Here is a 26485-nt window from a genome sequence, read left to right on the forward strand (position 1 = left end):
GGTGCCCCCATCACGCTTGTGCACAGAGGGTGAGATATTCTCCTTACCTTTGGCCTGAGCTGGCAGGCCTGTGGCATATTACACAAGATCGGACGCTGCCTCGCACGCCCCGATCAGGTGGGCGACCGTGATGAATTTTCCGCGTTCCGGGCCTTCCGGGATCACTCCCTTTTCGGCCGCTTGGAAGATGAGGAGTCCCTTTGACTTCGTGCCGGCCCGCGTGGGCACGAAGAGGGCGGACCGATAACCGTCGACAAGCTTGATGCGGCGGTTATCCGGGTCGTCAGAGATGTCTTTTACGCACCGGTCGTTCTTGCCCACTGCGAGATCGATCAGAAATGATCCCGCACCTTCGTCCTCACGATAGAAATCGGGAAGTTCCTCGGTTTCCATCGAAGCATGGGTCTTGGCAAGTCTGTCGCGCCCTTTGGAGTCCTGAGGGTCCGGCTCCAAGGCGTAGAAGGCCGCGAGGCATGGGGTGTCGCCGGCCAGGTGGGCCGCCGTCTGCACGGGGCCCCGGCGGATCTTTCCGTGCAGGTCAGTGGCCGTTGCCGACATGGACACCAGGGAAGCCAGGTTCTCGGCGACGGGGAGCAGACCCGCCTGGAAGACGACGTCCCGCACCGTTCCGCGGTCTTCCACCGACGGCAGCTCCGGCGGAGGTTGCGTCGCCGGAGCAGGCGGCGAAGCCTGCACCAGGAAGGTCAATCCTGCGGCGGCGGCAGCCGCCACCCCGCCGAGAACCAGGAAGACCGGATCAAGGTCTTGGCGATCATTGGAAATGACGCCGAACATTGCCGATGCCCCACTCAACAGCCCCACGAAGGCGGTGATCGTCGCCCTGAATCTAAAGGTATGCTGCATCCATATTCTTTCTGTGTGGCGTACGCGAGTTCCACACATAAACACACCGCAGGGCTCGGCAAGGTTCCCAGCAGGGTAAAATTCACGCACATGGGTGACGGTGGAGCACAAACACCCCACGATGTGCGCCCCCATGCAATACGCGCCCCATTCACCACCACGCACCCGGCAGCCGATAGATATATGCACCAGATATACGCAGCAGGGGTGATCCGCGGAATCGGCCTCTCCGCCAGGAGAAACCATTCATCTACAGTTGCGGATCGTCTTCATCGGGAAGGGCGAGTGGGCGTCGAAACCGATTCGAGTGAGTGCGGGTTCGAATCAGTGCGGGGTCGAGTCAGTACGGGTTCGCGTCAGTGCGGGTTCGCGTCCGTCGATGGAGGGGGTGCCGCCCTCGCTGGCGTCGAGCAGCTCGTCCCAGTGCTCGGTCACCCATCGGCACTCGGCGGCCAGCGGCTCCAGCACGCTACGGCCCAGCGGTGTCAGCGCGTACTCCACCCGGAGCTTCGGGTCGGCGTGCTCAGTGCGTGACACGAACCCGTTCCGCTCCAAGCCGCGGAGCGACTGGGTGAGCACCTTCGGGGTGACGCGACTCAGCGGTACGCGGAGTTCGGAGTATCTGCGCGGGCCGTCTTCCAGACACCGAAGGATCATCGCCGCCCACTTGTCACCGAAGCGGAAGGGCAGCAACGGGGACGGACACAGCTCGTCGAACAGGTCGGGCGGCAGCGGTGGCCGTTGCGTCATCGAGGGGCTCCCGTCTCAGGTCTTGGTATCCAGTTGGTGACCGACCTTCTGGATATCTTCCGGAGCATCGGCGCAACGGCAGGTATTCCGATGCTGGTCAGGATCGTGACCGTCGTGGCAGGTGGCTGCCCGACAACCGCACCGGCCCGCGCCCCTCCTCACCACCATTTCGACCCATAAAGGCAAGGCAGGACATTATGCGTGCAGCCCGCTTCCATGAATACGGCGGAGCGGAGAGCCTGGTGATCGAGCAGGCCCCCGACCCCCACCCCGGATTCGGCGAGATCCGTGTCCGCGTCGCGGCGGTCGGCGTCAATCCCATCGACTGGAAGCTGCGCGCCGGCGCCTTGCACCAGCTGCTTCCCCTGGAGCTACCCGCCATCCCGGGGCGCGACGCCGCTGGCGTGGTCGACGAAATCGGTGACGGAGTGCAGGGGGTCGGCATCGGCGACCGCGTCTTCGGACTGGGCGGTGTCACCGGCGCGACCGCGGAGCTGGTCATCCTCTCGGCCTGGGCCCACGCCCCCGACACATGGAGCGATGAGCAGGCCGCGGGCGCCGGCCTCGCGTCCGTGACCGCGATGGGTGGCCTGAACGCGCTCGGCTCCCTGACGGGGCGCACCCTTCTCGTCGAGGGCGCCGCCGGAGGCGTGGGCAGCGCGGCGGTCGAGATCGCCGTGGCACACGGCGCCACCGTGATCGGGACAGCCGGCGAACGCAACCACGCGTTCCTCACCTCGCTCGGCGCCGTTCCCACCACCTACGGCCCCGGCCTCGCGGAGCGCCTCTCCGCTCTCGCTCCGCACGGCGTCGACATCGCGCTCGACACCGCGGCCTCCGGATCCCTGGACGACCTCGTCGCGATCACGGGCGACCCGACGCGCGTCGCGACGGTCGCCGACCACGCGGGCGGGCAGCGCCTGGGCACGCATGTGGTCAACGCGGAGAACGACTCCACCCTCCTTGCCGCGGCCGCGGAACTGGGCCGACAGGGCCACTACACACCCCGTATCGAACAGGCCTACCCGCTGGAGCGGATCGCCGACGCCCACGCGCACGCCGAGCGCGGACGCACACGCGGAAAGATCGTGATCTGCCTCTGAAGCGGAGCACAGCGCAGATGCTCCGACCAGTCCGCCGCTCGCAGAACGGCCCGGTCTACACGGAGCCGTTGCCGTCACGGTCCGCTGAACTGCCTCGGGTGTCCCCTGTCAGCTTCTGAACCGCGTCGAGCACTCCGTCCACCACCTCGGCCGGCGGCCTGGACGCATCGATGACCGTTGCCCCGCGGCTCTCGTACATCGGCTGCGTCAAAGGGTTCCACTTAAGGGCCGCCGCGAGTTCCTCGGGATGTCGGCCGAAGGTGTTGGTGGTGCGGGTCGCGAGTCGGTGGCGGAGTGTGTCGTCGTCGATCACCAGGCACACGGTGAGGTCGAAAAGGTCGAGGACGTCCGCCTCGTTCTCCGCCGACCCGCACAAGAACGCGACCCGGGTGCGAGACTCCTCGACCAGGGCCTCAACGCGCTCGCGAACGATTGCCCAGCCGTATCGATCGAGCCAACCCCCGGGAACCGGATCCGGAGGATCCACCCCGACCTCACCCGTGGCCCGGTCGATCCAGCGACTGAAACCGTCCTCGTCGGCGTCGAGTGCGACGTGGCCACGCCCTCGCAGCACCGCGCCGACCGTGGACTTTCCGGCGCCTGAATTGCCCGTCACCCACACCAACGTCATGCCGCCAGCCTAGGCGTGACCACCCCGCGCCGACGGCGTCATCACCGTGATGTGGAGCTTGCGGTGAAGTTCTCGCCGTCCTGGGTCGCTCAAGGGGCTCCCGCGGAGGCGCCGAGCTGTTCGGCCAGCCGTTTGAGTTCGGCGGCCGTGGCAGGCGAGGCATCGTTGAGTCCGCTGTGCACGGCGGTCGGGCTCCTCAGGAAGCGCCGGAGCACGGCGACGAGGAGCCCTTGCGGCAGAGTCCGCAGCGCGTCGAACGCGCGAGGCACCGGCGGCGTCTCCATCGCGGCGAGGTTCCGCCGCATGAGGTGGAGCATGCCGCGGACCGCGTCCGGGTCGTCCGCAAGCGCTATCGGCCCACCCGCCTCGTACACCGCCTGCCCGAGCGGGACCTCGAACGCGGCGTGCGTCCTGAGCCAGGTCCCCATCCGCGGCTCGGCCTTGGCGTTGATCCCGGCGACACGGAACGTCTCCGTTATCCGTTCCAGTCGCGGGGTGGTACGGCCGTCGGGCTCACCGATCGGCATCACGACCCGGCGGGTGAGGAAGTTGCTCCTCCGGTAGCGGACCACGTCGCCGTCCATCGTGCCGCCGGTCGTGGGGAAGCCGAGGAGCACCCGCTCGTGGCCGATCACCGCGCCCAACGCCTCCGGTCCGGCAGCCCAGTTGAGCAGGAACAGCACATCGCCCTGGACACCGGCGAGCGATTCCAGCACCGCATCCACCTGGTGGGTGCGGACGAAGACGGTGACCAGGTCGTACCGGCTCTCCGGGTGATCGACCACCCGTACCGGCACCCGCTCGACAGCTGGGCCATCCTCCTCGGCGAGTTGCACTCCGTGCCGGCGCAGGGCGGCCAGGCGCTCGCCCCGAGCGAGGAGCGAGACGTCGTGGCCGGCCTCATGCATACGGGCGGCGAACAGGCTGCCGCACACCCCGGCGCCGTAGACGAGCAGCTTCATGACAGCCTTCTTTCACACGAACGTTTGAATCATACGTTCGTTTCATTCAAACATATGTAGAGTCCGTCGTGTGGCGACCCCAGACACCCGCACCCAGATCCTCGACGCGGCCGAGCACCTCTTCGCCGAGCACGGATACCGCGGCACATCGGTCCGCGCGATCACCACACTCGCCGGTGCGAACCTCGCCGCCGTCGGCTACCACTTCGGCTCGAAGGCGGAGCTGATGGCCGCGGTCGCCCGCCGCGTGATCGAGCCCATCAACGCCGCCCAGTGCACCGGGCTCGACAAACTGCTCGCCCGGACCCCCGACCCACCGGTCAGCGAACTGGTGGAGGCGTTCGTGGGGCCGCTGTTCGACGAGATGCCGGCCGGCGACGAGGGCGGCGCCCGGAGATCCCGGCTGATCGTGACGATCCTCAGCGACCCGGCCGAGGAGGTACGCGGCTGGACCGGCTCGGCCGAGGGCGCGGTCCGCGAGCGTTACCTCGCGGCCTTCGCGCACGCACTGCCCGGCCTCCCCCCGGAGGAACTCTGGTTCCGGATGCGGGGGCTCCTTGCCGTGACGGCCGTCGACCGCCTCGACGCCCACCAGCGGCCCTCCCCCGGCTGCGAGTCCCCGGTGGCGGGCGAGGCGGCGCGGCGATGGGCGATCACTTTCCTGACGGCGGCGATGAGCGCGCCACCGACCCGGTCCTGACAACCGGCTCAGACGGTCAGCGCGGCGGAGGCTGTTCGATCCCGACGCCCCGATGAGGTGTAGGGATGTGCCCCTTCGCCCCAGGTGGCAGAGAGCCGAGGCACGCCTGGGAACAGGCGTTGACCAGCATCGGCAGCACGTCGGTCGCCACCGCCCGGGAGAGCCACGCCTGATGCGGGCCCGTCACGGGGACGGGCCCGGCGCAGACGCTGCAGGTGCGGGCCTCGGTGGCACCCCAGCGGGTGGGAGGCAGGCACTCAAGGTCCAGGACAGTGTCGCCGGGCGCCAGAAGCCGCGGGAACGGCGGCCGGTACTTGTAGTTGCCGTAGATCGAGCGCGTACTCACCGTGCTGCTCGCCAGCCTGGCGCACCGCGTGATCTCGTACGGGAACCAGTGCAGCCGTCGCGAGGTGTAGGGGCTGAACTCCTCCAGGCTCGCCATGTCGCCGATCTCCGGAGGTATCCGGACCAGGTTGCTTCCGTAGAGCACAAGGGTCCGCACCGCCGTCAGCCGCGCGATCGACGCCGGCAGCGTCACGATCTGCCGCCGCTCCTCAGGGCTCAGCTCCGGCAGTGGGCGGAATTCCTCCCGCCCGTCGGCCACCGCTTCTTCGATCAGCTGCAGCAACCGGAGCCAGCCCGGTGCACTGGTGTCCTGGACCTCGGCGTGGAAGGACGTCTTCGCGCCGGAGGAATTCACCCGGATCTGGCTGAAGCAGTCGCAGAAGTCCTGTGACACCCCTGGCCGGGAGTCGACCGCCTCGGGAAAGCGGTTCGGGTAGACGCGCGCGGGGAGTTGTTCGTCCGTCATGGCGCAACGATAGGGACGCCGGTCCGGATCGGCCCCCTCCCGACGCCACCTTCTGACTCGTCCGCACGCGCCCAGGGCGGTCCCCGGCCTCCAGCCCGCGCCCGTGCCGCCCTCGGCTCGCCCTCTCAGAGCGTTTGCCAGAGGCGGGCCAGTGCCGAGTCGGTGAGTACCTCGTCGGGGTGCCCTTGTCCGGCGAGGCGGCCGTCCTGGAGCAGGAGGCAGGCGGTTGCCCTGCGTGCGACCTCCAGGTCGTGGGTGGCCTGGACGACGGTCACCCCGTCGGCGACGAGCGCCGTCAGCAGCGCCTCGATGCGTTCCCTCGCCTCAGGGTCCAGGCCCGAGGTCGGTTCGTCGAGGAGCAGCAGGTCCGACTCCTGCGCCAACCCCTGTGCGATGAGGGTGCGTTGGCGTTGTCCGCCTGACAGTTCGCCCAGTTGGCGTGCGGCGAGGTCGCCGACGCCGAGTCGGTCGAGCGCGGCGTCCACGACCGTGCGGTCCCGGCGGTCGAGTCGGCGCCACGGCCCGCGTCTGCCCCAGCGCCCCATTTCCACGGTCTGCCGGACGGTGAGCGGCAGGCTGTCACCGACGGCTCCTCGCTGGGGCACGAACGCGGGCTGTCGCTCCCCGGCGCGATGGAGTTCGCCGGATGTCGGATGGATCACACCGGCGAGGACGCCGAGCAGGGTCGACTTGCCACTGCCGTTCGGCCCGACCAGTGCCGTCATGGTCAACCTCGTTATTTCCGCGCTGAGTTGACGCAGAACGGGGCGCCCCGGATAGCCGGCGTGCAGATCAGTGAAGCGGACGTGCGGGGTCTGCGCCGGGTGCGGGGTGACTGACACGCAAGGTGTTTTGAACATGATTTTCATTGTAGTGTCCCCGGCATGGAATGGTTGACGGCCCCGTTCGAGGTGACCTTCGTGCAGCGAGCCCTGTGGGGCGGAATCCTGGTGTCCGCGATCTGCGCGCTGGCGGGCACCTGGGTGGTGCTGAGGGGGATGGCCTTCCTCGGGGACGCCATGTCCCACGGTCTGCTGCCGGGGGTCGCGCTGGCCGCGCTGTTCGGCGGGAACCTGCTGGTCGGCGCGGTGGCCAGCGCCGCCGTCATGACGGCAGGGGTCACCGCACTGGGGCGTACGCGGAGGCTGTCCCAGGACACCGGCATCGGCTTGCTGTTCGTCGGCATGCTCTCGCTCGGCGTGATCATCGTGTCGCGGTCGCAGTCCTTCGCGGTGGACCTGACCGGCTTCCTCTTCGGTGATGTCCTCGCCGTCAGACAGCAGGACCTCTTCCTGCTCGCGGCAGCGCTGTGCGCGGCGCTGGTGGTGTCGGTCCTCGGCCACCGCGCCTTCCTGGCCCTGGCGTTCGACTCACGCAAGGCCCAGACCCTCGGTCTGCGACCGCGCCTGGCCCACGCCGTACTGCTGGGCCTGCTCGGCCTCGCGATCGTCGCTTCGTTCCACATCGTGGGAACGCTGCTGGTCCTCGGCCTGCTCATCGCCCCGCCGGCCGCGGCCCTGCCGTGGGCGCGCAGCGTCCACGGGGTCATGGTCCGGGCGGCGCTCCTCGGCGCCGCCGCCACGTTCGGGGGCCTGCTCCTGTCCTGGCACCTGGGCACCGCGGCCGGCGCGACCGTCTCGGCCCTCGCGGTGAGCCTGTTCTTCCTCTCGCACATGGCGTCCGGCCTGCGTCACCGCACTGCCCGCCCCTCCCCCGTTCCCGTCCTCGAAGCCAACTGAAAGAAGCCTGAGCGATCGTCATGACCGTCCGCAGAAACGTCACTCCGTGGGCTTCGGCCGCACTGGTACTCACCGCGTTGCTCGCCACGAGCTGCGCGCGGGAGAAGGACAACGACGCACGACCCGCGGCGAGTTCCTCGTCCCCCACGGCACACGGGTACGTGGAGGGGGCGCAGGAGGCCGCCGAACAGCAGTCCCGCCTGATCCTCAACGACCCCGCCGACGGAGACAGCCGGGTCCTCGACCTCATCACCAGCAAGGTGCACAAGACGGCCCGCGTCGAAGGCGCCAACCGGATCGGCACGGACGGAAGGTTCGGCCACCTCCACACCTCCGACGGCACGCATGTGCTCGACAGCGGCGCATGGACGGTGGACCACGGCGACCACGTCCACTACTACAGCGCGGCGATACGGGACGTCGGCGCGTTCCCCGGGAGCCGCCGGGCACAGGTGCGCAGCGATGTCGTCGTGACAGCGGTGACCGACGGCGCCGGGAAGAGCATCCTGTACGACCGGAGCAAGCTGGAGAAGGGCAGGATCGCTGCTTCCCGGACGCTACCGGGCACGTACACCGGCGCCGTCGTGCCCTTCGGGGAACACCTTCTCGCCTTCACCGACGAAGGCGAGACCTCGCGGCTCGTCGTGCTCGATCGCAAGGGCAGGCGCGTGGCCTCCCCGGACGCGGACTGCGCGAGCCCCCTGGGTGACGCCGTCACCCGACGCGGCGTCGTCCTGGGCTGTGCCGACGGCGCTCTGCTCGTCCGCGCCGAGGACGGTGCCTTCACCGCTGAGAAGATCCCCTACAGCCTGGACGTGCCCGCGAAGGAACGGGCCGCATCCTTCCGACAGCGACCCGGCAGCGACACCCTCACCGCACCGGCCGGGGACGACGCGGTGTGGGTGCTCGACGTCACCGAAGAGACCTGGGCCCGTGTCGACACCGGGCCCGTCGTCGCCGCCACCACCGCCGGAGAGGGATCTCCACTGCTCGTCCTGGAGACCGACGGCTCGCTGCACGGCTACGACATCGCCACCGGAAAGCACATCGCACGGACCGAGCCGCTCCTGACCGAAAAGGAGCGAGCCACTCCCGACGACGGCGCACCCGTGATCGAGGTCGACCGCAGCCGCGCCTACGTCAACGACGCCCAGGGCAAGAAGGTGTACGAGATCGACTACAACGACAACCTGCGTGTGGCGCGCTCCTTCGACCTGGACATCGAGCCGGTCCTCATGGCGGAGACCGGCCGATGAGGTGGACCGCGACGAAGCGACGGGTGCGGGTGTACGGGGCACGACTGCGCAGTCTGAGCGTGGGCCTGATCGCCCTGATGACGGTCGCCGCCGCGTCCGGCTGTACGGCCGGCACGGATCAGCCCGGCATCGTGGTCACCACGAACATCCTCGGTGACATCACCCGGGAGATCGTGGGTGACGAGGCCGACGTGACCGTGCTGATGAAGCCCAACGCCGACCCGCACTCCTTCGGGCTGTCGGCGGTGCAGGCCGCCGAGTTGGAACGCGCCGACCTCGTCGTCTACAACGGGCTGGGCCTTGAGGCGAACGTCCTGCGCCATGTGGACGCCGCACGCGAGTCCGGCGTCGCCACCTTCGCCGCCGGGGAAGCGGTCGACCCGCTCACCTTCCACACCGCCGACGACGGTGGCCCCGCCGACGAGGACGGCCAACCCGACCCGCACTTCTGGACCGACCCGGACCGGGTGCGCAAGGCCGTCCGCCTGATGGCCGACCAGGTGATCGAGCACGTCGACGGCGTGGACAAGTCCGTGATACGCGCCCGGGCCGACCGCTACGGCAGGGAACTCACGGACCTGACCGCCTGGATGGAGAAGTCCTTCGACCGCATCCCCGAGGACGGGCGTGCCCTGGTGACCAACCACCACGTCTTCGGCTACCTCGCCGACCGCTTCGACTTCGAGGTGATCGGCGCGGTGATCCCCAGTGGCACCACGCTGGCCTCGCCCAGCTCCTCCGACCTGCGCTCGCTCACCGTGGCGATGCGAAAGGCGGGCGTGCGCACCGTGTTCGCCGACTCCTCACAGCCCACCCGGCTCGCCGAGGTCCTGCGCACGGAGTTGGGCGGCCAGGTCCAAGTCGTCGAGCTGTACTCGGAATCGCTGACCGCGAAGGGCGAGGGCGCCGACACCTATCTGCGGATGATGCGCGCCAACACCACCGCCATGGCCGACGGCCTGACCGAAGGCCTGTCCGAAGCCTGACCGAAGCCTGACCGAAGCCTGGAAGACGGCCTGACCGGCGCCTGACCGGCGCCTCAAAGAGGGCACGAACGAGGGCCTAAACGCGGGCTGACGGTCGGCTGACTCCCCCGCCTCACCGTCCCCACCACCGCATCACATCCGACCCCGGACACCGGCCCCCGCGGCCGAACCCGTCCCGCATCACTGTCGCCACTGCCGCCACCGCGCGGCGAGAAAGGGAAACCACGATGAACAAGTCGATACGCACCAGAGCCCTCACCGGGACGGCACTCGCCCTGGCGGTGTCCACGGTTCTGAGCGCCTGCGGAGGTGAAGAGAAAGCCTCCTCCGACGCCAAGGCCGAGGGCACCCCGAGCGCGAAGCCCGCGACCGCGGTGAACCAGCCGCTGGTGGCCAGCTTCGACGGCGGTCTGTACCTCCTCGACGGCGAAAGCCTCGAACTGCGCAAGACCATCGACCTCCCCGGCTTCAACCGGGTCAACCCCGCCGGTGACGAGGACCATGTCGTCGTTTCCACCGACACCGGATTCCGCGTGCTCGACGCCGCCGGGGGGACTCTCACCGATATCGAGTACAAGGGCTCCAAGCCCGGTCACGTCGTGCGCCACGCGGGCAAGACGGTGCTCTTCACCGACGGCACCGGCGAGGTCAACGTCTTCGACCCCGCCGATCTGAGCAGCGGGAAGAAGCCGCAGGGACGCACGTACGCCTCCGCCGAGGCCCATCACGGTGTCGCCATCGAACTGGCCAACGGCGAACTCCTCAGCACCCTGGGCACCGAGGAGAAGCGGACCGGCGCGCTGGTCCTGGACAAGGACGACAAGGAACTCGCACGCTACGAGAAGTGCCCTGGTGTGCACGGTGAGGCCGCTGCACAGAATGAGGCCGTCGGCGTCGGGTGCGAGGACGGGATACTCATCTACAAGGACGGCAAGTTCACCAAGGTCGAGGCCCCCGACGACTACGGCCGTATCGGGAACCAGGCCGGCAGCGACGTCTCTCCGGTCCTCCTGGGGGACTACAAGACGGATGCGGAGGCCGAGTTGGAGAGGCCCACGCGTATCTCCCTCATCGACACCGAGAAGAAGAAGCTGCGTCTGGTCGACCTGGGCACCAGCTACTCCTTCCGCTCCCTGGCCCGTGGCCCGGAGGGTGAGGCACTCGTCCTCGGCACGGACGGCGCGGTCCACGTGATCGACCCGGCGAGCGGGAAGACCGAGAAGAAGATCCCGGTCGTCGGCACGTGGCAGGAACCGCTGGACTGGCAGCAGCCCCGGCCCACCCTGTTCGTCCGTGGCGGCACGGCCTACGTCTCCGACCCGAACAAGAAGGCGCTGCACGCCATCGACCTGGAGGCGGGCAAGGAGATCACCTCCGTCACTCTGCCCCAGAGCACCAACGAACTGTCAGGCGTCGTCGCCGGACACTGACCGTGCGTGCTGTCCCCACGATCGGCGGGTCGTGGGGACAGCGCACGCTTCATGTCACACCACCCGGGCCGAGGCACTCCCACCGCGCGTTCGGTCCTGGGCTTCGACTTTCAGCTCTGTCGCCTGGACAATTGCCGGGACATTTTGGCACGGTGAGGCCGCCGACCCGTTAATCGAACGTGTGGTCGTTGCCTTCTGGGGCCCGGTCATGCCATCTGCCCACCTCGCACCGGACGCTGCCGCCTTCTATGCCGCGCAGAACGACGGGCTGCGGACACCAAGGACCGCGCCGTCCTTGACGCCCGTCAACGGCCCGAGCGAAGTCACCCTCCGGTGACCGCTCGGACGGCGAGCTAAGCGACCGCGGGTCCTGCCAGGCCGCCATCGCCCCCACCCTCGCCCCGGTACCGCTATTCGTACGACTCGACACTGATCGAGTAAGCGGCACCGGTGCTGAGGTCGGGGCGGCTTCCGTAGTCCTCTTCGGCGAGATGTTCGGCGGTGAGGAAGACGATCTGAAGGCTCATGGTCTTCTTGACGAAGCTCAGGTCGTCGGGACCGGCGTCGGGGTCCGGCCGCCATCCGTCGTCCCGCGCTGCCGCCCGGTAGTGCGCTGCCACTTCTGCCCGTGCGCCGGGAAAGGTGTACGTCCGCTCGGCGGACACCACGACGTCGCCGCTGTCCGACCAGCAGCCGGCGTCGACCTTCCCGAAGCCCCTGGCGACCCCGGCGTCGTCGGGCCGGGAATCGAGGATGCCGAGCGCCGCCACCTCGTCGACCCGGGCACCGGCCCCCTCGCAGTCCCGGGCAAGATCCATCAGCGCGCAGCCGGTGAGCGCCGAGGCCACGGACACCGTCGCCAGGAGAAGGGGTATGAGCCGGGCGCGAGTTGCTCCTACGATCAAGGCGGGCTCCAGGGTGTAGTCCGAGGCAGGTGTCGGGCCGTTGCCGGCCGCAGAGGTCATGGGGTCGGCTCCGAAGACGCTCGGCCCGGTTCTATCAGAAGCCGCCACCGTCGCGTCGTCCTGGACGTGCCCCCTACTGAGCGTTCGCTAAGAACCTCGGCATACGGGTGTCGTCGATCAACTCCCGCTGTAATACTGGCTCTAGAGCATCCGAGGCGGGCAAGCGGCGTCAGAGAATGCACCCGATACCGGGTTCTACTGATCGGACGCTAAGCAGGCCTCAGGAGGGCCCTCCACATTCACGGCCGTACGCGGCCGACGATCGCCACCCGTCCAGAGCCCAGCACCGACGAAAGGCAAGCCACGTGAACATTCTTGAGGCACGCGCCCGGTTTCAGGAGCTGCAGGAGAAGGACGGCCCTGTCGATCCTCGTGAACTCGACGCGGTCTGGGCGACGTTGGCCACCGTCCGCCCCGAGGACATACTCGGCGAATGGAAGGGCGGCGAGTTCCAGACGGGCCACCCTCTCAACGGCGAACTGGAGAAGGCCGGTTGGTACGGCAAGACGTTCACCTCCGTGCACGACGTCAAGCCGCTGATGTGCCGTGACGCGACGGGCCGGCTGTACTCCAACCGCGAACTCGGCAAAGGCGAGGCCAGCCTGTGGACCGTCGAGTTCCGTGGCGAGTCGACGGCCACCATGATCTACGACGGGCAGCCGGTCCTCGACCACTTCAAGCAGGTGGACGACACCACGCTGATGGGGATCATGCATGCCAAGGGGGTCCCCGAGGAGGGTCCCTTCTACTACTTCTTCCTGGAGCGGGCCCCGGGGACCGCGGGCGAAGGCGCGCATGCCGGAGAGGACGCGTGAGACGGGTCCGCGCCGCAGTCACCGGGGCACCGGGCGCCCCGTTCACCGTCCGCGCCGCGGACCTTGAGGACCCTCGGGCACACGAGGTGCTGGTCAGGATGACCGCGGTCGGCGTCTGTCACACCGACCTGGGGATGCGGGACAGTTGGCCCCTTCACCTCACCCCGATGGTCTTCGGCCATGAGGGCACCGGCCGGGTCGAGACGGTGGGCGCGGAGGTGACCGGCCTCGCGCCCGGGGACCATGTCTGTCTCACCTTCGCCAGCTGCGGCATCTGCGACCAGTGCACGGCGGGTCACCCTGCCTACTGCCGGGCCGCGCAGGCTCGTAACCTCTCCGGAGGACGCGCGGACGGCAGCACGCCGCTCTCCCTCGACGGCACACCCCTGCGCGCCGGCTTCTTCGGGCAGTCCAGCTTCGCCACGTACGCCGTCGTCCACGAACGCGGTGTGATCAGGGTGCCGACCGACCTGCCGGACGCGGTCGCCGCTCCGCTCGGGTGCAGCGGTCAGACCGGCGCGGGCACCGTGCTCAACCGGTTGTGCCCCGAACCGGGCGCGTCGCTGGTCGTCCTGGGTGCGGGCGCGGTCGGTCTGAGCGCGCTGATGGCCGCGGTGGCGGTGGGCTGCGACCCGGTGGTGGCGGTCGATCCGGTCGCCTCCCGCCGTGAGCTGGCCATCGCGCTCGGGGCCAAGGCGGCCCTGGCGCCCGGGGACGGACTCGTGGCGGCGCTCCGTGACCTCACCGGCGGTGGCGCGCACCACGTCGTCGAGACCACCGGCCGTCCGCAGTTGGCCCGCCGGGCCGTCGGCGCGCTGCGCCCGCGCGGCGACGTCGTCCTGCTCGGCCTCGGCGGGGAAGTGACGTTCGACGTGATGGGCCTGCTCGCCAAGGGGGTCCGTGTGCACGGAGTGATCGAAGGGGACTCCGACCCCGCACGTTTCATACCCGAACTGGTGGGCCTCTACGAGCGTGGCCTCTTCCCACTCGACAAGCTGGTCACCACGTTCCCCTTCGAGGACATCGACGCGGCCGTGGCCGCCATGGGCGACGGCGGTGTGGTCAAGCCGGTGCTCACCTTCACCTGACACCAACACCCGCGGCGCCGAGGGAGCCCGCCGTCTGACGTCGTGTGATTGACTGATTCGCATGGCCTCCGCCTCCCCGTCCGCCCGTTCGGCCGGGACCGCCGACCGCACCGCGGCCGCTCGGCCCCGCAACCGCAGACAGCTCATCGTCGAGGCGGCCGGGCGGGTCTTCAGCGAGCGCGGCTACCACTCGGCGTCCATGGAACAGGTCGCCGCCGGTGTGGGAATCTCCGCAGCCGCCCTGTACCGGCACTTCCCGAACAAGTACGCGCTGTTCGCCGAGTGCGCCGACGTCATGGTGGACGGACTGGTCGCCGCGCTCGACGAAGTGCCGCCCGGGGCGGCCCTGACGGACGTGCTCACGGCCATCACCCGGATCACGGTCGCTCATCGCGCGTCGGGCGGTGTGTACCGCTGGGAGGCCCGATACCTCAGTCGCGAGGACCGTCACCGCCTCGCGGCGAAGTTCGGTCACCTCGTCGAGCGGGTCGACGACGCCGTACAACGCGAGCACCCGCTGGCCGACGAGCGACTGCGGGCCACGGCGGCCCTCGGTGCGATCGGATCCATCACGATGCACCACACCTCGATCGCCCAACGCCGGGCCGAGGAACTGCTGTTGGCGTCCGCGTCGGGCGTGGCGGCGAGCGATCCGGCCTCGGCCCGGCCCGCCGCGCACCACATCGATCTGCCCGCCCGGCCGGTACCGCGCACGCGACGCGCCGAGATCCTCGCGGCCGCCATCCCACTGTTCGCCCGGCACGGATTCACCAGTGTCACCAACGGACAGATCGCCGAGGCGGTGGGACTGACCCCGTCCGCGCTCTACCGCCACTACCCCGGCAAGATCGACATCCTGGCAGCCGCATGCCTTCAGGCAGCCGCGCTGCTCGCCCAAGGTGTGGAGCACAACCTGCACGAGGTGACAGGGCCGTACGAGTCCGTCGTCGCACTGGCGGCGACCTATGTGGCCTACAGCTTCGAGTACACCGAACTGAACAGCGTCGCCGAGGCCGAACTCGCCGGCCTGCCGGCGGCACTGCGCCGGCCCGTGGCCCTCGCCCAGCGGGACCACATCGCCGTCTGGGAACAGCAATTGCGGCTGGTCCGTACCGAGTTGGACCCGCGCCAGGCCCGCGTGCTGGTACACGCCGGATTCGGAGTGGTCGTCGAGGTCGGACGCAGACTGCGGTGGCGGGACAGCCCCGACCACCGTGCGACCGTGACCGCCCTGATGCTGGGCGCACTGGGGCTCTGAACAGCCGCCGGAGATCGACTGCTCAGCCCGCCCTGTTGCCCGTGGGGATCGTGATGGGTGTGGTGGTCCCGGAGGAGCCCTTGTTGAGGAACAGCATGGCCAGGGCGCGCACGAACTGGTCGAACACGTAGAAGGTGCCGGGCATGACGGGCGACAGACCCTCGCGGAACAGGATGAACGCGGGCCAGGCGGTGCGGACCAGGGCGGCCGACGCGTAGTCGCGTTTCAGCCCCAGCCAGTCGCCCACCTCGTCGTTGAGGACATAGCGCACGAACTCGTTCAGGAACCCGCGGGTGACACCGAGGTCGATCTGCGCGGTCAGTCCCAGCAGGTCCTCGGCCAGCGCGATGCCCTCGGTGGAGGGGGTGAGGATCGGGGTGAGCACCTGCGCCGCCTGCTTCTCGGCGGCCGCCCACGTCTGGGGTATGTGCTCGTCCGGCACACCGAGCAGATGGATGGCGACCTGCCACGAGTGCAGGAACGCCTCCTGGTCCGCGGCCGGGAACGGGATCTTCCAGTCGAGCAGCTTCCTGTACACGAAGGTGCCCAGGCTGTGGAAGGTGACCAGGATGTCGGCGGCACTGATCGGAACGGTCTCGTCGGCGACCGCCTTCCAGTGCGGGGACTGCGGGAGCAGGTGACGTACCGCGGCGTGCACCACGCGCGTCTTGTTGGCGGTGACGACGAACTGCCCCGTGGGCTCGAAGGCGCCCAGCTGGGAGAGGTCGTAGCCGAAGGTGAACGTCTTGGCCGCGCGGTCCTGCATGTCGGCGCCGCCCGCGGACCAGTAGACGCTCTTGGCCTCGCGCGGGATCACGGTGCTCATGATGCCGCTGCCGAGGCCGTACAGCATGAAGAGGTACGTGTCCCTGCGCCGGTTGAAGTCGGCGGCACGGGCCAGCTTGGTGCGGTCGGCCCAGGAGGGCAGCCGATTGAACTGCCGCAGGTGCGCGGCGAACACGTCCGGGAGGCCGCTGGGCAGCGGGTCGTTGTTGTTCACCCATGACGCCCACGCGGTGTTGATGGCCGGCACATGGCCGTTCTCCAGCATCGACACCATCAGGGGATCCGTCGCGTCGTCCCAGATCCATGCCGGATCGGTCCCCGCGGCGGCGCCCGCCACCGACCCCGCCGAGCCCGCCGAGCCCGCCGAGCCCGCCGAGCCCGCCGACGTCAACGCCCCGGCTGGGTTCGCGACACCCACCAGGCCGAGTGCGACACCGAGGGACAGTGCCCTTCTTCTGCTGAGATTCTCCATTGACTTACCTGCTTCCCGTCGTGGGGGACGACACCGGGTCAGGCTCCGGTATCCGCCAGTTGCATGCTCTACGCGTGCTTCGTCTTGTAGCAGGAATGTGATTCTCGATTAACATAGCGAGGTGTATTGCTGGCGGCAATGGTGATGACCGAGGGGCTGCCGTCGATACGGGGACAGGAGGCGACGCGGCTTGGACCGGACCCGGCGCTGCGGACGATCGGCGACCGGAGACCGGCAGGGCGCGATCCGGTGGACGTGTGCTGGCACCGCCCTCCCACACGCGGGCCCGCCGTGCATCACCCCCGTAACAAAATGATCTGTTTCCTTGTGTGGGCCGTGTCCACGCCCGTGAAGTGGGCTGATGCGCTTTTCGACAGCAGGCGGTCCGTTCTTCCGCCACCTGCGCCTGTGGCACGCCGTACCCGTCTCCCTCGTACTGGTGGCGGTGGTGGCTTTCCTTGTCCTTCGCCCGTCCGACGGCGCGCGTTCCGTGCCCGACAGCCCTTGCCGACCGGTCGATTCGGCGCGTGAGGACGCGCCCGCGGGCCCCGACCTCGACGGGGACGGCTTCGTCGATCTGGTGCACGAGATCTCCGCCCGGGAGATGAAGGTCGACGTGGTCGTCGTGCCCGGCTCCGAGCACGGTCCGGACCACGACCGGACGACCGTCCTCACCCAGGAAGACCTCGGTGTGCCGGACGAGATCTACACGGGCGACGAGGCATGGCAGCCCACGGTCGCCGACCTGGACGAGGACGGCCACGCCGACCTCGTCGTCAGCGGCGCCGCCCAGATCCTGTGGGGAGGCCCCAAGGGCCCGCAGGCCGACGGACCGCACGGGCGCGTCCCCCTGCCGGGCAGCGGATACAGCACCGCGCCGATCGCCGGCGACTTCGACGGGGACGGCCACATGGACCTGGCGGTCTTCAGGTCCTCGAACGAGGAACCGGAACTGGTCGTCCTCAAGGGACCGTTCAAGCGGTCCGGCGCCCCCGCCCGGACCGTGGAGATCCCCAGCCCGGTCCACGAGGGCGCGTCACCCGTGCTGTTCGCCGGGGACGCGAACGACGACCGCGCCACCGATCTGGCGCTCTACGACTCCCCGTGGGATCCGCCCCTGCTGTTCACCGGCGGCGCCCGTACCGCCTCCGGCCTGAGCAAGGAGCCCGAGCGGCTGCCGGAGGGCGAGAACGTCGTCTTCGGCGACTTCGACGGCGATGGGCGGCAGGACGTCGCCGTCGGGCGGAGCTTCGTCGACGGCGACGACGAGATCGACACTCCCCACCGCCGCGGACAGGTCGGCGTCCGCTACGGGAAGGAGCCGGGGAAGTGGGTGACCATGGACGGCGGCGACTTCAAGGAGGGCTTCGGCGCCGGGCTCGCCGCCGCGGACTTCAACGGCGACGGCTGCGACGATCTGGCCGTACAGCTCACCAGGAAGAAGGAGACGGGGGACGCGCGGATCGAGGTGCTGCGGGGCGGCTCCGAGCACGGGCTCGGGTCGAAGCCCTGGCGCACCACCAAGCGCTCCGCGCCGGGTGTCGACGGCCCGCGCGACGGCGCGCTCTTCTCCGTCCACGACTGGGACGGCGACGGCCGCGCGGAACTGGCTCTTCTCGGCGAGGACCGATGGTGGATCACCGACGGGACGAACCGCGACGAGGCGACCTTCCCGCTCACCCCCAGCAAGGACTGAGCCAGGACCAAGGTCACCTGTTCGTGGTCGCCGCTTCGTGGTCGTCCGCTCGTCGTCCGGTGCCGGCTGTCCCGGCGAGCCGACAGCCCCGAGAACGGTCGCGCGAGGCACCCTCAGAAAGAAAGTTGGGCACCGCTGTCGATCCGGCCGCGTCGCGTTCGACGTTCTGACGTAGGACGCATCACCGTACGAGGAGACGACACGACCTGATGAGGGAACCCATGGATCAGCTGCTGCGCGTACAGAACTTCACCATCTCCAGCGACGGCATCGCCGCGGGCGAGGACCAGAGCCTGGAACGGCCCTTCGGCCACCACATCGATCCGGGCAAGCTCTTCGCCTGGGCCGGTGCCACGGCACACTGGCCCAACCGGACCGACCCCGGCGGGAGCCGCGGCCTCGACGACTACTTCACGCGGGACTTCACCCACAACATCGGCGCCGAGATCATGGGCCGCAACAAGTTCGGACCCCAGCGCGGCCCCTGGCAGAACCACGAGTGGCGCGGCTGGTGGGGTGACGAGCCGCCCTTCCACACACCGGTGTTCGTCCTGACCCACCACACGCGTCCGTCCTTCACGCTCTCCGACACCACGTTCCATTTCGTGGACAGCGACCCCGCCACCGTTCTCGCGCAGGCACGGGAGGCCGCGCAGGGCAAGGACGTACGGCTCGGCGGCGGAGTGAGCACCGTCCGGGAGTTCCTCGACGCCGACCTCGTCGACACCCTGCACGTGGCCGTCGCACCGGTGAAACTCGGATCCGGGCTTCGTCTGTGGGACTCCCCCGACGAGCTCCTGGACCGCTTCCACATGGACGTCGTGCCCAGCCCGAGCGGCATCACCCACCACCTCTTCTGGCGCAAATGACGAGAGGGACGGCAGGGGTACGGGACCAGCCGACGTCGTAGCGATATTTCGGTCGGCCGGTCCGGGTCGCCGGTGCCACGCCCAGTGCGGGCGTCGGCATCGGCGGCTCGTGGGTTCGGACGAGGCGCCTGCATCGGGGCGGGTGGCCGGGACGGGCTGAACGGGCTCAGGAGTGCCGGCTGGCGTGAACTGCTCGAACGCTCTGGGACCGCTGCTGTACTGCGGAGGTGACGAACCAAAAGCAGTGCACTGTGGTCCGAAACGGTAGCTACCAGGGTGTTCAGGGCGGCACCTTCGCCACCGGTATCAGCGCCGAGTCCGCCGGCGCCCTGGCTCTGTGCCTGCACCAGTTGGTGATGGCCGCCGGCAGCAGGGGCCGCCCTCACCTTCACGAGGGACACGAGTCGGCCATCTTCGTCCAGTCCGGGCAGGTCGAGGTCTGGCACGGCCCGGACCTCACCGAACACGTCACCCTGCATGTCGGCGACTACCTCCACATCCCGGCCAACACCCCGCACCTGCCGGTGAACACCGGCGACCAGGACATGGTCTGCATGGTCGCCCGGACCGACCCGCGGGAGCAGGAAGGCGTCCGCCTCCTGGACCTCCCCGCCTGGCTCGCCACCCGCGTCGGCCTCCTGACGGTCGGCAGAGGCTAGAAACTATCCGTCGACGATGGCCATCAAGGCCGCGGTGAAGGGCGCGGGGTCCAGGTCGCCGCGGATGGCGAGTTGCTGGCTGTAGCTGAGGCAGACGGCCGCGAACCCTTCCGCGATCCGCTCGGCATGCTGTTTCCGCCGGTCGGGCACCAACTCGGCCACCGCTTCCCTCATGGCGGCCAGCTGCTGGCGCACGACGGCCGCCAGCTGCGGCGACACCGCCGCTTCGGCATAGATCTGGGCCACCAGCCGGGCATGACCTGTCTCCCGCGCACGGACGCGTACGTGTTCGAGGAAGCCCGCGACAGCCTCTTCGGTGAGTGCCTTCGGCAGGGCTTCGGCGCCCTGTTCGCACACCGCGACGACGATCTCGTCCTTGCTGGTGAAGTAGCGGTAGATGGCCCCGTTGGAGAGCCCGGACCCGGCGACGATGTCGGCCATGGACGTGCGGGCGAAGCCGTGACTGGCGAACCGGTCCCGGGCGGCGTCCACGATCTGTCGACGGCGGGCGTCCATGTGTTCCTGGCTGACCTTCGGCATAAAAAAGAGTGACCCCTCGTTTTTCTTTGTTACGGTGGGCGAGCCTATCGCACCACCACACCCCCAGGAGCTGCCATGCGTTACCGGACCTTCGGCCGGCTGACCGGACTGCGCGTGTCGGAGTACGCGCTCGGGACGGCGAACTTCGGGATGTCGGACACCGGCGCCGGTCCTGAGGGCTCGCGGCAGATCTTCGAGGCCTTCGTCGCCGCCGGCGGCACCACGTTCGACACGTCCAACCTCTACCAGGACGGGCAGGCCGAAACCGTGCTCGGCGGGCTGCTCGGCGGTCGGCGGGACGACTTCGTCGTCATCACCAAGTACAGCGGAACGCGGCAGCAGCGCCCCAGCCCCGGCACCACCGGCAACAGCCGCAAGACGATGGTCCGCGCCCTGGAGGCGAGCCTGCGACGACTCGACACCGACTACGTGGACGTCTTCATGCCGCACTTCCCCGACGGAACCACCCCGATCGAGGAGATCCTGGCCGGGTTCGACGACCTGATCCGCTCCGGCAAGATCCTCCACGGCGCCCTGTCGAACTTCCCCGCCTGGCGGGTCGCCGGCGCCGCGGTACGGGCGGATCTGCACGGCCTGGCCCCGCTGGTCGGCATCCAGACCGAGTACAGCCTGGCCGAACGCTCCGCCGAGCGGGAACTGCTGCCGATGGCGGAGGCACACGGCCTGGGCGCGTTCCTCTACTCGCCGCTGGCCGGCGGGCTGCTCACCGGCAAGTACCGACAGGGCGGACAGGGCCGGTTGAGCGCTCGCGGCGACACGGTCGAGGGCACCGCGCAGCGCACCGCCGTCGTGGACGCCGTCCTCGCGCTCGCCGACGAGTACGGCGCAAGTCCCGTCCAGGTCGCCCTGGCCTGGCTCCGCCGCCGCGCCGGACAGGCCCGCACCGCCCTGATCCCGATCGTCGGCCCCCGCACCCTGACGCAGTGGGAGGAGTACCTGCGCTCGCTCGAACTCGAACTCGGCGACCAGCACTACCGGCATCTGGACCAGATCAGCGCCGTCCGCATGGGAACCCCGCACGAGGACACCGCGGCCGCCCTGAAGCACGGCTTCGACGGCGATCGCACACTGCTCGAACCTCTGGCCGTTCCCGTCGCGTGACCACCGACGGAGTCGGCTCTAGCGAGTTGCGAACCCGCCGGTCAGCTTGCCGTGGAGGTCGGCGCTGGGGGCGTTCAGGCCGATGATCTCCACCGTCTTGCCGCGCTGCTCGTACTTGGTCCCGATGGCGTCCAGGGCGGCGACGGAGGAGGCGTCCCAGATGTGGGCGGCCGTCAGGTCGATGACCACCTTGTCGGGGTCGCCGGTGTAGTCGAACTGCCCGACGAGGTCGTTGGAGGAGGCGAAGAACAACTCGCCGGTCACCGAGTACACCACGCTGCTGCCGTCGGGACCGGTGACCGCGGTGACACGGGCGAGATGCGCGACCCGCTTGGCGAAGATGACCATGGCGGTGATCGAACCGACGACGACGCCGATGGCGAGGTTGTCGGTGGCGACCACGCAGACCACGGTGACAGCCATGACGGCGCTCTCACCGGCCGGCATGCGCTTGAGGGTCCTGGGCGCGACGGAGTGCCAGTCGAAGGTCGCGAACGACACCATGACCATGACGGCGACCAGAGCGGCCATGGGGATGTCGGAGACGACCGGCCCGAAGACGATGCACAGCACCATCAGGAACACGCCCGCGAGGAACGTCGACAGGCGCGTACGGGCGCCGGACACCTTCACGTTGATCATCGTCTGACCGATCATCGCGCAGCCGCCCATGCCGCCGAAGAAGCCGGTCACGATGTTGGCGATGCCCTGCCCGATCGACTCACGGGTCTTGGAGGAGTGCGTGTCGGTGATCTCGTCGACCAGCTTGGCCGTCATCAGCGACTCCATCAGACCCACCAGTGCCATCGCGAGGGCGTAGGGGGCGATCGTCATCAGGGTGTCGAGGGTGAAAGGCACATCCGGCAGCCCCGGTACCGGCAGGGAGGACGGCAGGTCGCCCTTGTCGCCCACGGTCGGCACCGCGATCCCGGCCGCGACGGAGATGGCCGTCAGGACGACGATGGACACCAGCGGGGCCGGGACCACGGTGGTGATCTTCGGGAAGAACACCATCAGCGCCAGCCCGCCGGCGAGCAGCGGATAGACGGGCCAGGGCACGCCGTGCATCTCGGGGACCTGGGCCATGAAGATCAGGATGGCGAGGGCGTTGACGAAGCCGACCATCACGGACCGGGGCACGAAGCGCATCAGCTTCGCCACCCCGAGCGCGCCGAGAGCGACCTGGACGACTCCGGCCAGGATGACGGCGGCGACCAGGAAGCCCAGCCCGTGCTCGCGGTTGAGCGGGGCGATGACCAGGGCGACGGCACCGGTGGCGGCGGAGATCATCGCGCGGCGGCCGCCGACGATCGAGATCGTCACGGCCATGGTGAAGGAGGCGAACAGACCGATCGCCGGGTCGACCCCGGCGATGATCGAGAACGAGATCGCCTCGGGGATCAGCGCGAGCGCGACGACCAGACCGCCCAGTACTTCGGTGCGCCAGACCTTCGGGTCGTTCAGCCACTCGGGCTTGAGGCCGCGCAGGCGTGCGGCAGGGGTTGGTGCGGTGGTGGACAAGGAGATGCGTACCTGTCGTGCTCAGGCACACCCCATGGCGGGCCGGGGCATGCGGGAAGGGCCGCGGGCTGCCGGGCAGGCGTCCCGCGGACGACCCGCGGGACGGGTCGGATGTCGAAGGGGAGGACGGAGCCAGGGCCCGGCACGGGTGTTCGGTGCGGGCGGCTCACCGTCAGGGGCGCAGGGTCACGGCGGGCAGGCGGCAGCGGCGATGGGCGTCGTGGGCTCGCGCACGCTCTCTCCTGCAAGAATCGGAACTTCGCCGGGGGCGCCATCGGCCCCGGAACGGCAGCAGCGGGGTGGCCGGGCCACCCTCTTCAGCAACTCTACCCTAACGTTAGGGTAGAGACTGTGGGGCGGCACAGGACGCACACCGCCACGACGAGAAGGGCCGGGACCACGGGCGTGGACGACCAGCACATGCAGATCGGCGAAGTCGCCGCGCGGACCGAACTGTCCCTGCGCACCATCCGCCACTACGAGGAAACCGGCCTGGTCATCCCCTCCGCCCGCTCCCAGGGCGGATTCCGCCTCTACACCGAAACCGACGTCACGCGGCTCATGGTCATCCGCCGTATGAAACCTCTCGGCTTCACCCTCGACCAGATGCGCGACCTCCTGGACGCCACCGACCGTCTCGACGACGACGCCGGTCTCACCGACGATGAGCGCGACGCGCTCATCGACCGCGTCCGCGGCTACGAACGGGACGCCTCCGAGCAGGTCGACAGACTCCGCGTCCAGCTCGCCCGCGCCGAGGAGTTCGCCGCCACCCTGGCCACCCGCCTGCGGCAGAGGCCCGGCACACAGCCCTGACGTCGGTCCGGTGAGCCTCACGCCGTCGGCAGGTGGCGCTGGAGCCACACGAGGAGCCGTCCCAGATAGTCCGTGGTCTCGGGGAAGCCCTTCACTCCGTGCCCCTGGGCGGGGTAGAGGACCAGCTCGGTGTCGACGCCGTTGCGCAGCAGGGCCTGATGGGCCTCGACGGCCTGCTGCGGGGGTGTGCACTTGTCGCGCAGACCCGCGGTCACCAGGGTGGGTGTGCGGGCCTGCCCCATCATGAACAGCGGGCTCTGGTGGAAGTACTTGCTGTCACGCGCAGACGGGCTGTCCTGGAGGAAGAGTTCGTCGAACCGCGGGATGTCCGACGTGTAGTGCTGGCTGACCCAGTCGCTCACCGGGGACACCGCGATCGCCGCTGCGACACGCCGGTCGATCGCGGGCAGCACCAGACTCATCACGGCGCCGTAGCTGGTGCCGGTCACGGCGATGCGCTCCGGGTCCACCACGCCTTCGGCGACGAGGTGGTCGACGCCGCTCAGCAGGTCCCCCACCGGCGCGCCGAACATGTCACCGAGCACGGCACGCGCGAACTCCTCGCCGCGGCCGTGGCTGCCGCGCGGATTGGGATGCAGGACGGCATACCCCTCCGACGCCAGGATCGGTGCCAGTGGGTAGCGCTCCCCCGAGGCGATGCCCCAGCGGTTGCGCCACGCGGATACGGGGCCGCCGTGGACGTTGACCACCAGGGGGTGGGGCGGCGGCCCGTCGGGAACCACCAGCAGGCCCTCGATCTCCTGACCGTCCGGGGACGTCCAGGAGATCTCCTTCATCGTTCCGGCCCGCTTCCGTACGAACGCCGTCCCGCCGTGCGCGGGGTCGAAGACGGTACGCACCCGCGTGCCGTCGACGGTGACGAGGCGCGGAAGGGTTTCGTAGGACTCCAGGAAGCCGTGGAACCGCCCTGTGGCGTCGATACGGATCTGTGCCGTCTGGCCGGCGAAGGTCTCCGCGGACGACCAGACCTCGGAGGCGGAGGCCTTCCCGGCGTCCACGCGTCCGATCACGGTCATCAGCCCGCGGAGTCCCGCGTAGGCGAACTGCCCCTGTGCCGTGTCGCGCAGGGACGACACGGCCACCCCCTGGGTGTCGAGGTGCACCGGAGTTCCTTCCGGGCTCCCCAGGACGACCTCGCCGGCCACGACTCCGCGGTCGCTGCAGGTCGCCTCGACGACCGCCCAACGGTCCGCCGTCCAGGCCGGTTCGGCGAGCTGACGGCCGATCCGCGGCCTGTACAGGACGTCGGCCGTCGACGATTCCAGGTCCAGGTGCGCCAAGTAGGGGCTGTACCAGCCGGATTCGCCGGGCCGGTCCGCGCAGACGGCCAGAGCGGCGTCCGGACCGGCCCAGCACACTTCCCAGACGTTCGCGTCGGCAGGAGTGACGTTCCGTACGGAGCCGCTGCGCCGGTCCACCACGTAGCACTGGCGAAATCGTTCCGGCTCGGCGGTGAAGACGAGCGGCTCGCGTTGCGACGGCTCCGCGATCACCCGCTCCGCCAGGTCGTAGCGGGATGGCTGATCGGCGGCCAGGACCACGAGTGCGCGCAGGCCGTCGGCCGAGACGCGCAGTTGCTCGATGCGTCCGGGCAGGACAGGGCCCGCATCCGGCGTACGAGTGCTGAGATCGAACCAGTGGACGCTGTCGCGCGAAGCGACCGCCACGGTGCCGGCGCCGGCGGAGACCAGGTCGGCCGCCAGGTCGTACTGCCGGAGGTCGCCGTCGGCTGTCGCGATCACGCACAGGACGTCGCGTCCCGGCCGGTCGAGACCGTCGAGAACGGTGCCCACCGCGGCCACGCAGCCTCCGTCGGGCGTCACGTCCCACTGCCCGAAGCGCGTGACCCGGCCGAAGCCCGGTCCCTCGGCGCTCTCAAGCCAGGCCGTGACCCGGTCACGAACCAGCCCGTCCGACCTGCCACCTGCTGCTTCACTGATCATCATTTCAGCATGGCACAGGCGGGAGCACGGTCGTCCACGACGCTGACCCCGGTGATGCGCGCCGGTTGACCCGCCGGCTTGAGCCCTCCGGCTACCGTCTCGGCCCCGCGACGGCGTAGGCCGCGGTGCCGGCGACCGTGAGGACCAGGGCCGTCCAGGTACCCGCGGCGGTGCCGGGTGGCAGCAGCATCCAGGTCGCCACCTGCGTCGGCGTACTCGTCGCAGGCGGGGCGAAAAGGGCGTACGAGAGCCAGGCGAACGGAAGTGTCCAGGCGTACTGTCCGCCCGCGAGCGCCGCCCCCAGGGCGACCAGCCCCATCAGACCCGCGCTGTCGCGGACGACGAACGCAAGGTTGGCCCTGTCCTCGCCCATGCTCTGCACGGTCAGCAGCACCGCGGCGACGACCGCTCCCGCGAACAGCACGTGCGCCGCTCTGCGGGGCGCCCAGCGGATCGCGGCCGTCCGGTCCAGCGCGAGGTCCTGCCCGCTGAGCCCGACCGAGAACGCCATCGCCCCGGCGGCGAGGACGAGCACGGGCAGCCCCGGACCGGTGGGCCCTGCGCCCTCGCCCCCGTCCCGGGCGAGCACCGCCACCGTGACCGCGCTGACGACCACCGCGGCGAGCGACGCGGGAACCTGGCGCGAGCGGGCGTAGAGCATCAGCCATCTCAACGAGATCGG

At 69.5% G+C, this 26485-nt stretch carries 26 protein-coding genes; 14 read left to right on the forward strand and 12 right to left on the reverse strand.

The features are described from left to right. Positions 1-78: 78 nt before the first annotated feature. Positions 79-864 carry a hypothetical protein gene (locus J8N05_RS22040; protein WP_210885159.1) on the reverse strand — a complete coding sequence of 262 codons (786 nt, stop codon included), beginning with the start codon at positions 862-864 and terminating at the stop codon, positions 79-81. A gap of 324 nt (positions 865-1188) precedes the next feature. Then, complete coding sequence (locus tag J8N05_RS22045) at positions 1189-1614, reverse strand: winged helix-turn-helix transcriptional regulator (protein WP_210885161.1); 426 nt, start codon at positions 1612-1614, stop codon at positions 1189-1191. 197 nt (positions 1615-1811) lie between these two features. Here J8N05_RS22045 and J8N05_RS22050 point away from each other — a divergent pair, with 197 nt between their 5' ends. Next, positions 1812-2717, forward strand: coding sequence for an NADP-dependent oxidoreductase (locus tag J8N05_RS22050; RefSeq protein WP_210885163.1), 906 nt, complete (start codon positions 1812-1814; stop codon positions 2715-2717). 55 nt (positions 2718-2772) lie between these two features. Here J8N05_RS22050 and J8N05_RS22055 read toward each other — a convergent pair whose 3' ends face one another. After that, positions 2773-3348, reverse strand: a complete 576-nt coding sequence (locus J8N05_RS22055; RefSeq protein ID WP_210885165.1) for a hypothetical protein — start codon at positions 3346-3348, stop codon at positions 2773-2775. Between the two features lie 89 nt (positions 3349-3437). Further along, positions 3438-4310 carry a ketopantoate reductase family protein gene (locus J8N05_RS22060; protein ID WP_210885167.1) on the reverse strand — a complete coding sequence of 291 codons (873 nt, stop codon included), beginning with the start codon at positions 4308-4310 and terminating at the stop codon, positions 3438-3440. Positions 4311-4380: 70 nt separating this feature from the next. On the opposite strand from J8N05_RS22060, the gene J8N05_RS22065 reads away from it, so the two are divergent. Continuing rightward, positions 4381-5010 carry a TetR/AcrR family transcriptional regulator gene (locus tag J8N05_RS22065; RefSeq protein ID WP_210885169.1) on the forward strand — a complete coding sequence of 210 codons (630 nt, stop codon included), beginning with the start codon at positions 4381-4383 and terminating at the stop codon, positions 5008-5010. Between the two features lie 16 nt (positions 5011-5026). On the opposite strand, the gene J8N05_RS22070 is transcribed toward J8N05_RS22065, so the two are convergent. Together J8N05_RS22070 and aztA are read right to left on the reverse strand one after the other, a co-directional pair. Next, entirely contained in the window at positions 5027-5821 is a 795-nt protein-coding gene (locus J8N05_RS22070) for a leucine-rich repeat domain-containing protein (RefSeq protein WP_247706397.1), read from the reverse strand. Positions 5822-5946: 125 nt separating this feature from the next. Further along, complete coding sequence (aztA, locus tag J8N05_RS22075; protein ID WP_210885171.1) at positions 5947-6690, reverse strand: zinc ABC transporter ATP-binding protein AztA; 744 nt, start codon at positions 6688-6690, stop codon at positions 5947-5949. A gap of 15 nt (positions 6691-6705) precedes the next feature. Here aztA and aztB point away from each other — a divergent pair, with 15 nt between their 5' ends. The 4 genes from aztB to aztD all read left to right on the forward strand — a co-directional run bounded on the left by aztB (position 6706) and on the right by aztD (position 11232). Next, positions 6706-7560 carry a zinc ABC transporter permease AztB gene (gene aztB, locus J8N05_RS22080; RefSeq protein ID WP_210885172.1) on the forward strand — a complete coding sequence of 285 codons (855 nt, stop codon included), beginning with the start codon at positions 6706-6708 and terminating at the stop codon, positions 7558-7560. A 20-nt stretch (positions 7561-7580) separates the two neighbouring features. Beyond that, complete coding sequence (locus tag J8N05_RS22085) at positions 7581-8816, forward strand: hypothetical protein (protein WP_210885173.1); 1236 nt, start codon at positions 7581-7583, stop codon at positions 8814-8816. Continuing rightward, positions 8813-9802 carry a zinc ABC transporter substrate-binding protein AztC gene (gene aztC / locus J8N05_RS22090; RefSeq protein ID WP_210885174.1) on the forward strand — a complete coding sequence of 330 codons (990 nt, stop codon included), beginning with the start codon at positions 8813-8815 and terminating at the stop codon, positions 9800-9802. The genes J8N05_RS22085 and aztC overlap by 4 nt, the downstream gene beginning before the upstream one ends. 227 nt (positions 9803-10029) lie before the next feature. After that, the gene (aztD, locus tag J8N05_RS22095; RefSeq protein WP_210885175.1) at positions 10030-11232 is read left to right on the forward strand and encodes a zinc metallochaperone AztD; all 1203 of its coding nucleotides are present in this window, start codon (positions 10030-10032) and stop codon (positions 11230-11232) included. A 410-nt stretch (positions 11233-11642) separates the two neighbouring features. Here aztD and J8N05_RS22100 read toward each other — a convergent pair whose 3' ends face one another. After that, a complete protein-coding gene (locus tag J8N05_RS22100; protein WP_247706399.1) occupies positions 11643-12197 on the reverse strand; it encodes a hypothetical protein in 555 nt (184 codons plus the stop codon). A 305-nt stretch (positions 12198-12502) separates the two neighbouring features. Here J8N05_RS22100 and J8N05_RS22105 point away from each other — a divergent pair, with 305 nt between their 5' ends. The 3 genes from J8N05_RS22105 (at position 12503) to J8N05_RS22115 (ending at position 15358) form a co-directional block, all read left to right on the forward strand. Further along, on the forward strand, positions 12503-13012 hold the full coding sequence (locus tag J8N05_RS22105) for a DUF4334 domain-containing protein (RefSeq protein WP_210885176.1): 510 nt from the start codon (positions 12503-12505) through the stop codon (positions 13010-13012). Continuing rightward, entirely contained in the window at positions 13009-14100 is a 1092-nt protein-coding gene (locus tag J8N05_RS22110) for an NAD(P)-dependent alcohol dehydrogenase (RefSeq protein WP_210885178.1), read from the forward strand. Before J8N05_RS22105 ends, J8N05_RS22110 begins: the two co-directional genes overlap by 4 nt. Before the next feature lie 61 nt (positions 14101-14161). Continuing rightward, complete coding sequence (locus tag J8N05_RS22115) at positions 14162-15358, forward strand: TetR/AcrR family transcriptional regulator (RefSeq protein ID WP_210885181.1); 1197 nt, start codon at positions 14162-14164, stop codon at positions 15356-15358. A gap of 22 nt (positions 15359-15380) precedes the next feature. Here J8N05_RS22115 and J8N05_RS22120 read toward each other — a convergent pair whose 3' ends face one another. Next, positions 15381-16616 carry an oxygenase MpaB family protein gene (locus tag J8N05_RS22120; protein ID WP_210885183.1) on the reverse strand — a complete coding sequence of 412 codons (1236 nt, stop codon included), beginning with the start codon at positions 16614-16616 and terminating at the stop codon, positions 15381-15383. Positions 16617-16977: 361 nt separating this feature from the next. Between J8N05_RS22120 and J8N05_RS22125 the strand changes: the two genes are divergently transcribed. From J8N05_RS22125 to J8N05_RS22135, 3 genes are all read left to right on the forward strand, one after another. Then, positions 16978-18312, forward strand: a complete 1335-nt coding sequence (locus J8N05_RS22125) for an FG-GAP repeat domain-containing protein (RefSeq protein WP_210885184.1) — start codon at positions 16978-16980, stop codon at positions 18310-18312. A 221-nt stretch (positions 18313-18533) separates the two neighbouring features. After that, positions 18534-19181, forward strand: coding sequence for a dihydrofolate reductase family protein (locus tag J8N05_RS22130; protein ID WP_210885185.1), 648 nt, complete (start codon positions 18534-18536; stop codon positions 19179-19181). Between the two features lie 251 nt (positions 19182-19432). Next, on the forward strand, positions 19433-19840 hold the full coding sequence (locus tag J8N05_RS22135; RefSeq protein ID WP_247706400.1) for a cupin domain-containing protein: 408 nt from the start codon (positions 19433-19435) through the stop codon (positions 19838-19840). Positions 19841-19843: 3 nt separating this feature from the next. Here the strand turns inward: J8N05_RS22135 and J8N05_RS22140 are convergent, their stop codons facing one another. Then, positions 19844-20380, reverse strand: coding sequence for a TetR/AcrR family transcriptional regulator (locus tag J8N05_RS22140; RefSeq protein ID WP_210885187.1), 537 nt, complete (start codon positions 20378-20380; stop codon positions 19844-19846). A gap of 75 nt (positions 20381-20455) precedes the next feature. Here J8N05_RS22140 and J8N05_RS22145 point away from each other — a divergent pair, with 75 nt between their 5' ends. Further along, a complete protein-coding gene (locus J8N05_RS22145) occupies positions 20456-21502 on the forward strand; it encodes an aldo/keto reductase (protein ID WP_210885188.1) in 1047 nt (348 codons plus the stop codon). 18 nt (positions 21503-21520) lie between these two features. Here J8N05_RS22145 and J8N05_RS22150 read toward each other — a convergent pair whose 3' ends face one another. Next, complete coding sequence (locus tag J8N05_RS22150; RefSeq protein ID WP_210885189.1) at positions 21521-23023, reverse strand: SulP family inorganic anion transporter; 1503 nt, start codon at positions 23021-23023, stop codon at positions 21521-21523. 405 nt (positions 23024-23428) lie between these two features. On the opposite strand from J8N05_RS22150, the gene J8N05_RS22155 reads away from it, so the two are divergent. Next, positions 23429-23839, forward strand: a complete 411-nt coding sequence (locus J8N05_RS22155) for a MerR family transcriptional regulator (protein WP_247706401.1) — start codon at positions 23429-23431, stop codon at positions 23837-23839. Between the two features lie 17 nt (positions 23840-23856). Here the strand turns inward: J8N05_RS22155 and J8N05_RS22160 are convergent, their stop codons facing one another. Both J8N05_RS22160 and J8N05_RS22165 read right to left on the reverse strand, forming a co-directional pair. Further along, a complete protein-coding gene (locus J8N05_RS22160; RefSeq protein WP_210885191.1) occupies positions 23857-25806 on the reverse strand; it encodes an alpha/beta hydrolase family protein in 1950 nt (649 codons plus the stop codon). Positions 25807-25894: 88 nt separating this feature from the next. After that, positions 25895-26476 carry a hypothetical protein gene (locus tag J8N05_RS22165; RefSeq protein WP_210890299.1) on the reverse strand — a complete coding sequence of 194 codons (582 nt, stop codon included), beginning with the start codon at positions 26474-26476 and terminating at the stop codon, positions 25895-25897. Positions 26477-26485 lie beyond the last annotated feature (9 nt).

Origin of the sequence: Streptomyces liliiviolaceus (assembly GCF_018070025.1) — a bacterium.
Taxonomy (GTDB): domain Bacteria; phylum Actinomycetota; class Actinomycetes; order Streptomycetales; family Streptomycetaceae; genus Streptomyces; species Streptomyces liliiviolaceus.

Excerpts from the sequence above, each read along its gene's own strand:
- J8N05_RS22055 (WP_210885165.1), bottom strand. The coding sequence starts at position 3,348 with ATGACGTTGGTGTGGGTGACGGGCAATTCAGGCGCCGGAAAGTCCACG.
- J8N05_RS22100 (WP_247706399.1), bottom strand. The coding sequence starts at position 12,197 with ATGACCTCTGCGGCCGGCAACGGCCCGACACCTGCCTCGGACTACACC.
- J8N05_RS22045 (WP_210885161.1), bottom strand. The coding sequence starts at position 1,614 with ATGACGCAACGGCCACCGCTGCCGCCCGACCTGTTCGACGAGCTGTGT.
- J8N05_RS22120 (WP_210885183.1), bottom strand. The coding sequence starts at position 16,616 with ATGGAGAATCTCAGCAGAAGAAGGGCACTGTCCCTCGGTGTCGCACTC.
- J8N05_RS22145 (WP_210885188.1), top strand. The coding sequence starts at position 20,456 with ATGCGTTACCGGACCTTCGGCCGGCTGACCGGACTGCGCGTGTCGGAG.
- aztA (WP_210885171.1), bottom strand. The coding sequence starts at position 6,690 with ATGAAAATCATGTTCAAAACACCTTGCGTGTCAGTCACCCCGCACCCG.
- J8N05_RS22160 (WP_210885191.1), bottom strand. The coding sequence starts at position 25,806 with ATGATGATCAGTGAAGCAGCAGGTGGCAGGTCGGACGGGCTGGTTCGT.
- J8N05_RS22040 (WP_210885159.1), bottom strand. The coding sequence starts at position 864 with ATGCAGCATACCTTTAGATTCAGGGCGACGATCACCGCCTTCGTGGGG.
- J8N05_RS22125 (WP_210885184.1), top strand. The coding sequence starts at position 16,978 with ATGCGCTTTTCGACAGCAGGCGGTCCGTTCTTCCGCCACCTGCGCCTG.
- J8N05_RS22070 (WP_247706397.1), bottom strand. The coding sequence starts at position 5,821 with ATGACGGACGAACAACTCCCCGCGCGCGTCTACCCGAACCGCTTTCCC.
- aztD (WP_210885175.1), top strand. The coding sequence starts at position 10,030 with ATGAACAAGTCGATACGCACCAGAGCCCTCACCGGGACGGCACTCGCC.
- J8N05_RS22085 (WP_210885173.1), top strand. The coding sequence starts at position 7,581 with ATGACCGTCCGCAGAAACGTCACTCCGTGGGCTTCGGCCGCACTGGTA.
- J8N05_RS22115 (WP_210885181.1), top strand. The coding sequence starts at position 14,162 with ATGGCCTCCGCCTCCCCGTCCGCCCGTTCGGCCGGGACCGCCGACCGC.
- J8N05_RS22060 (WP_210885167.1), bottom strand. The coding sequence starts at position 4,310 with ATGAAGCTGCTCGTCTACGGCGCCGGGGTGTGCGGCAGCCTGTTCGCC.
- aztC (WP_210885174.1), top strand. The coding sequence starts at position 8,813 with ATGAGGTGGACCGCGACGAAGCGACGGGTGCGGGTGTACGGGGCACGA.
- J8N05_RS22130 (WP_210885185.1), top strand. The coding sequence starts at position 18,534 with ATGGATCAGCTGCTGCGCGTACAGAACTTCACCATCTCCAGCGACGGC.
- aztB (WP_210885172.1), top strand. The coding sequence starts at position 6,706 with ATGGAATGGTTGACGGCCCCGTTCGAGGTGACCTTCGTGCAGCGAGCC.
- J8N05_RS22050 (WP_210885163.1), top strand. The coding sequence starts at position 1,812 with ATGCGTGCAGCCCGCTTCCATGAATACGGCGGAGCGGAGAGCCTGGTG.
- J8N05_RS22140 (WP_210885187.1), bottom strand. The coding sequence starts at position 20,380 with ATGCCGAAGGTCAGCCAGGAACACATGGACGCCCGCCGTCGACAGATC.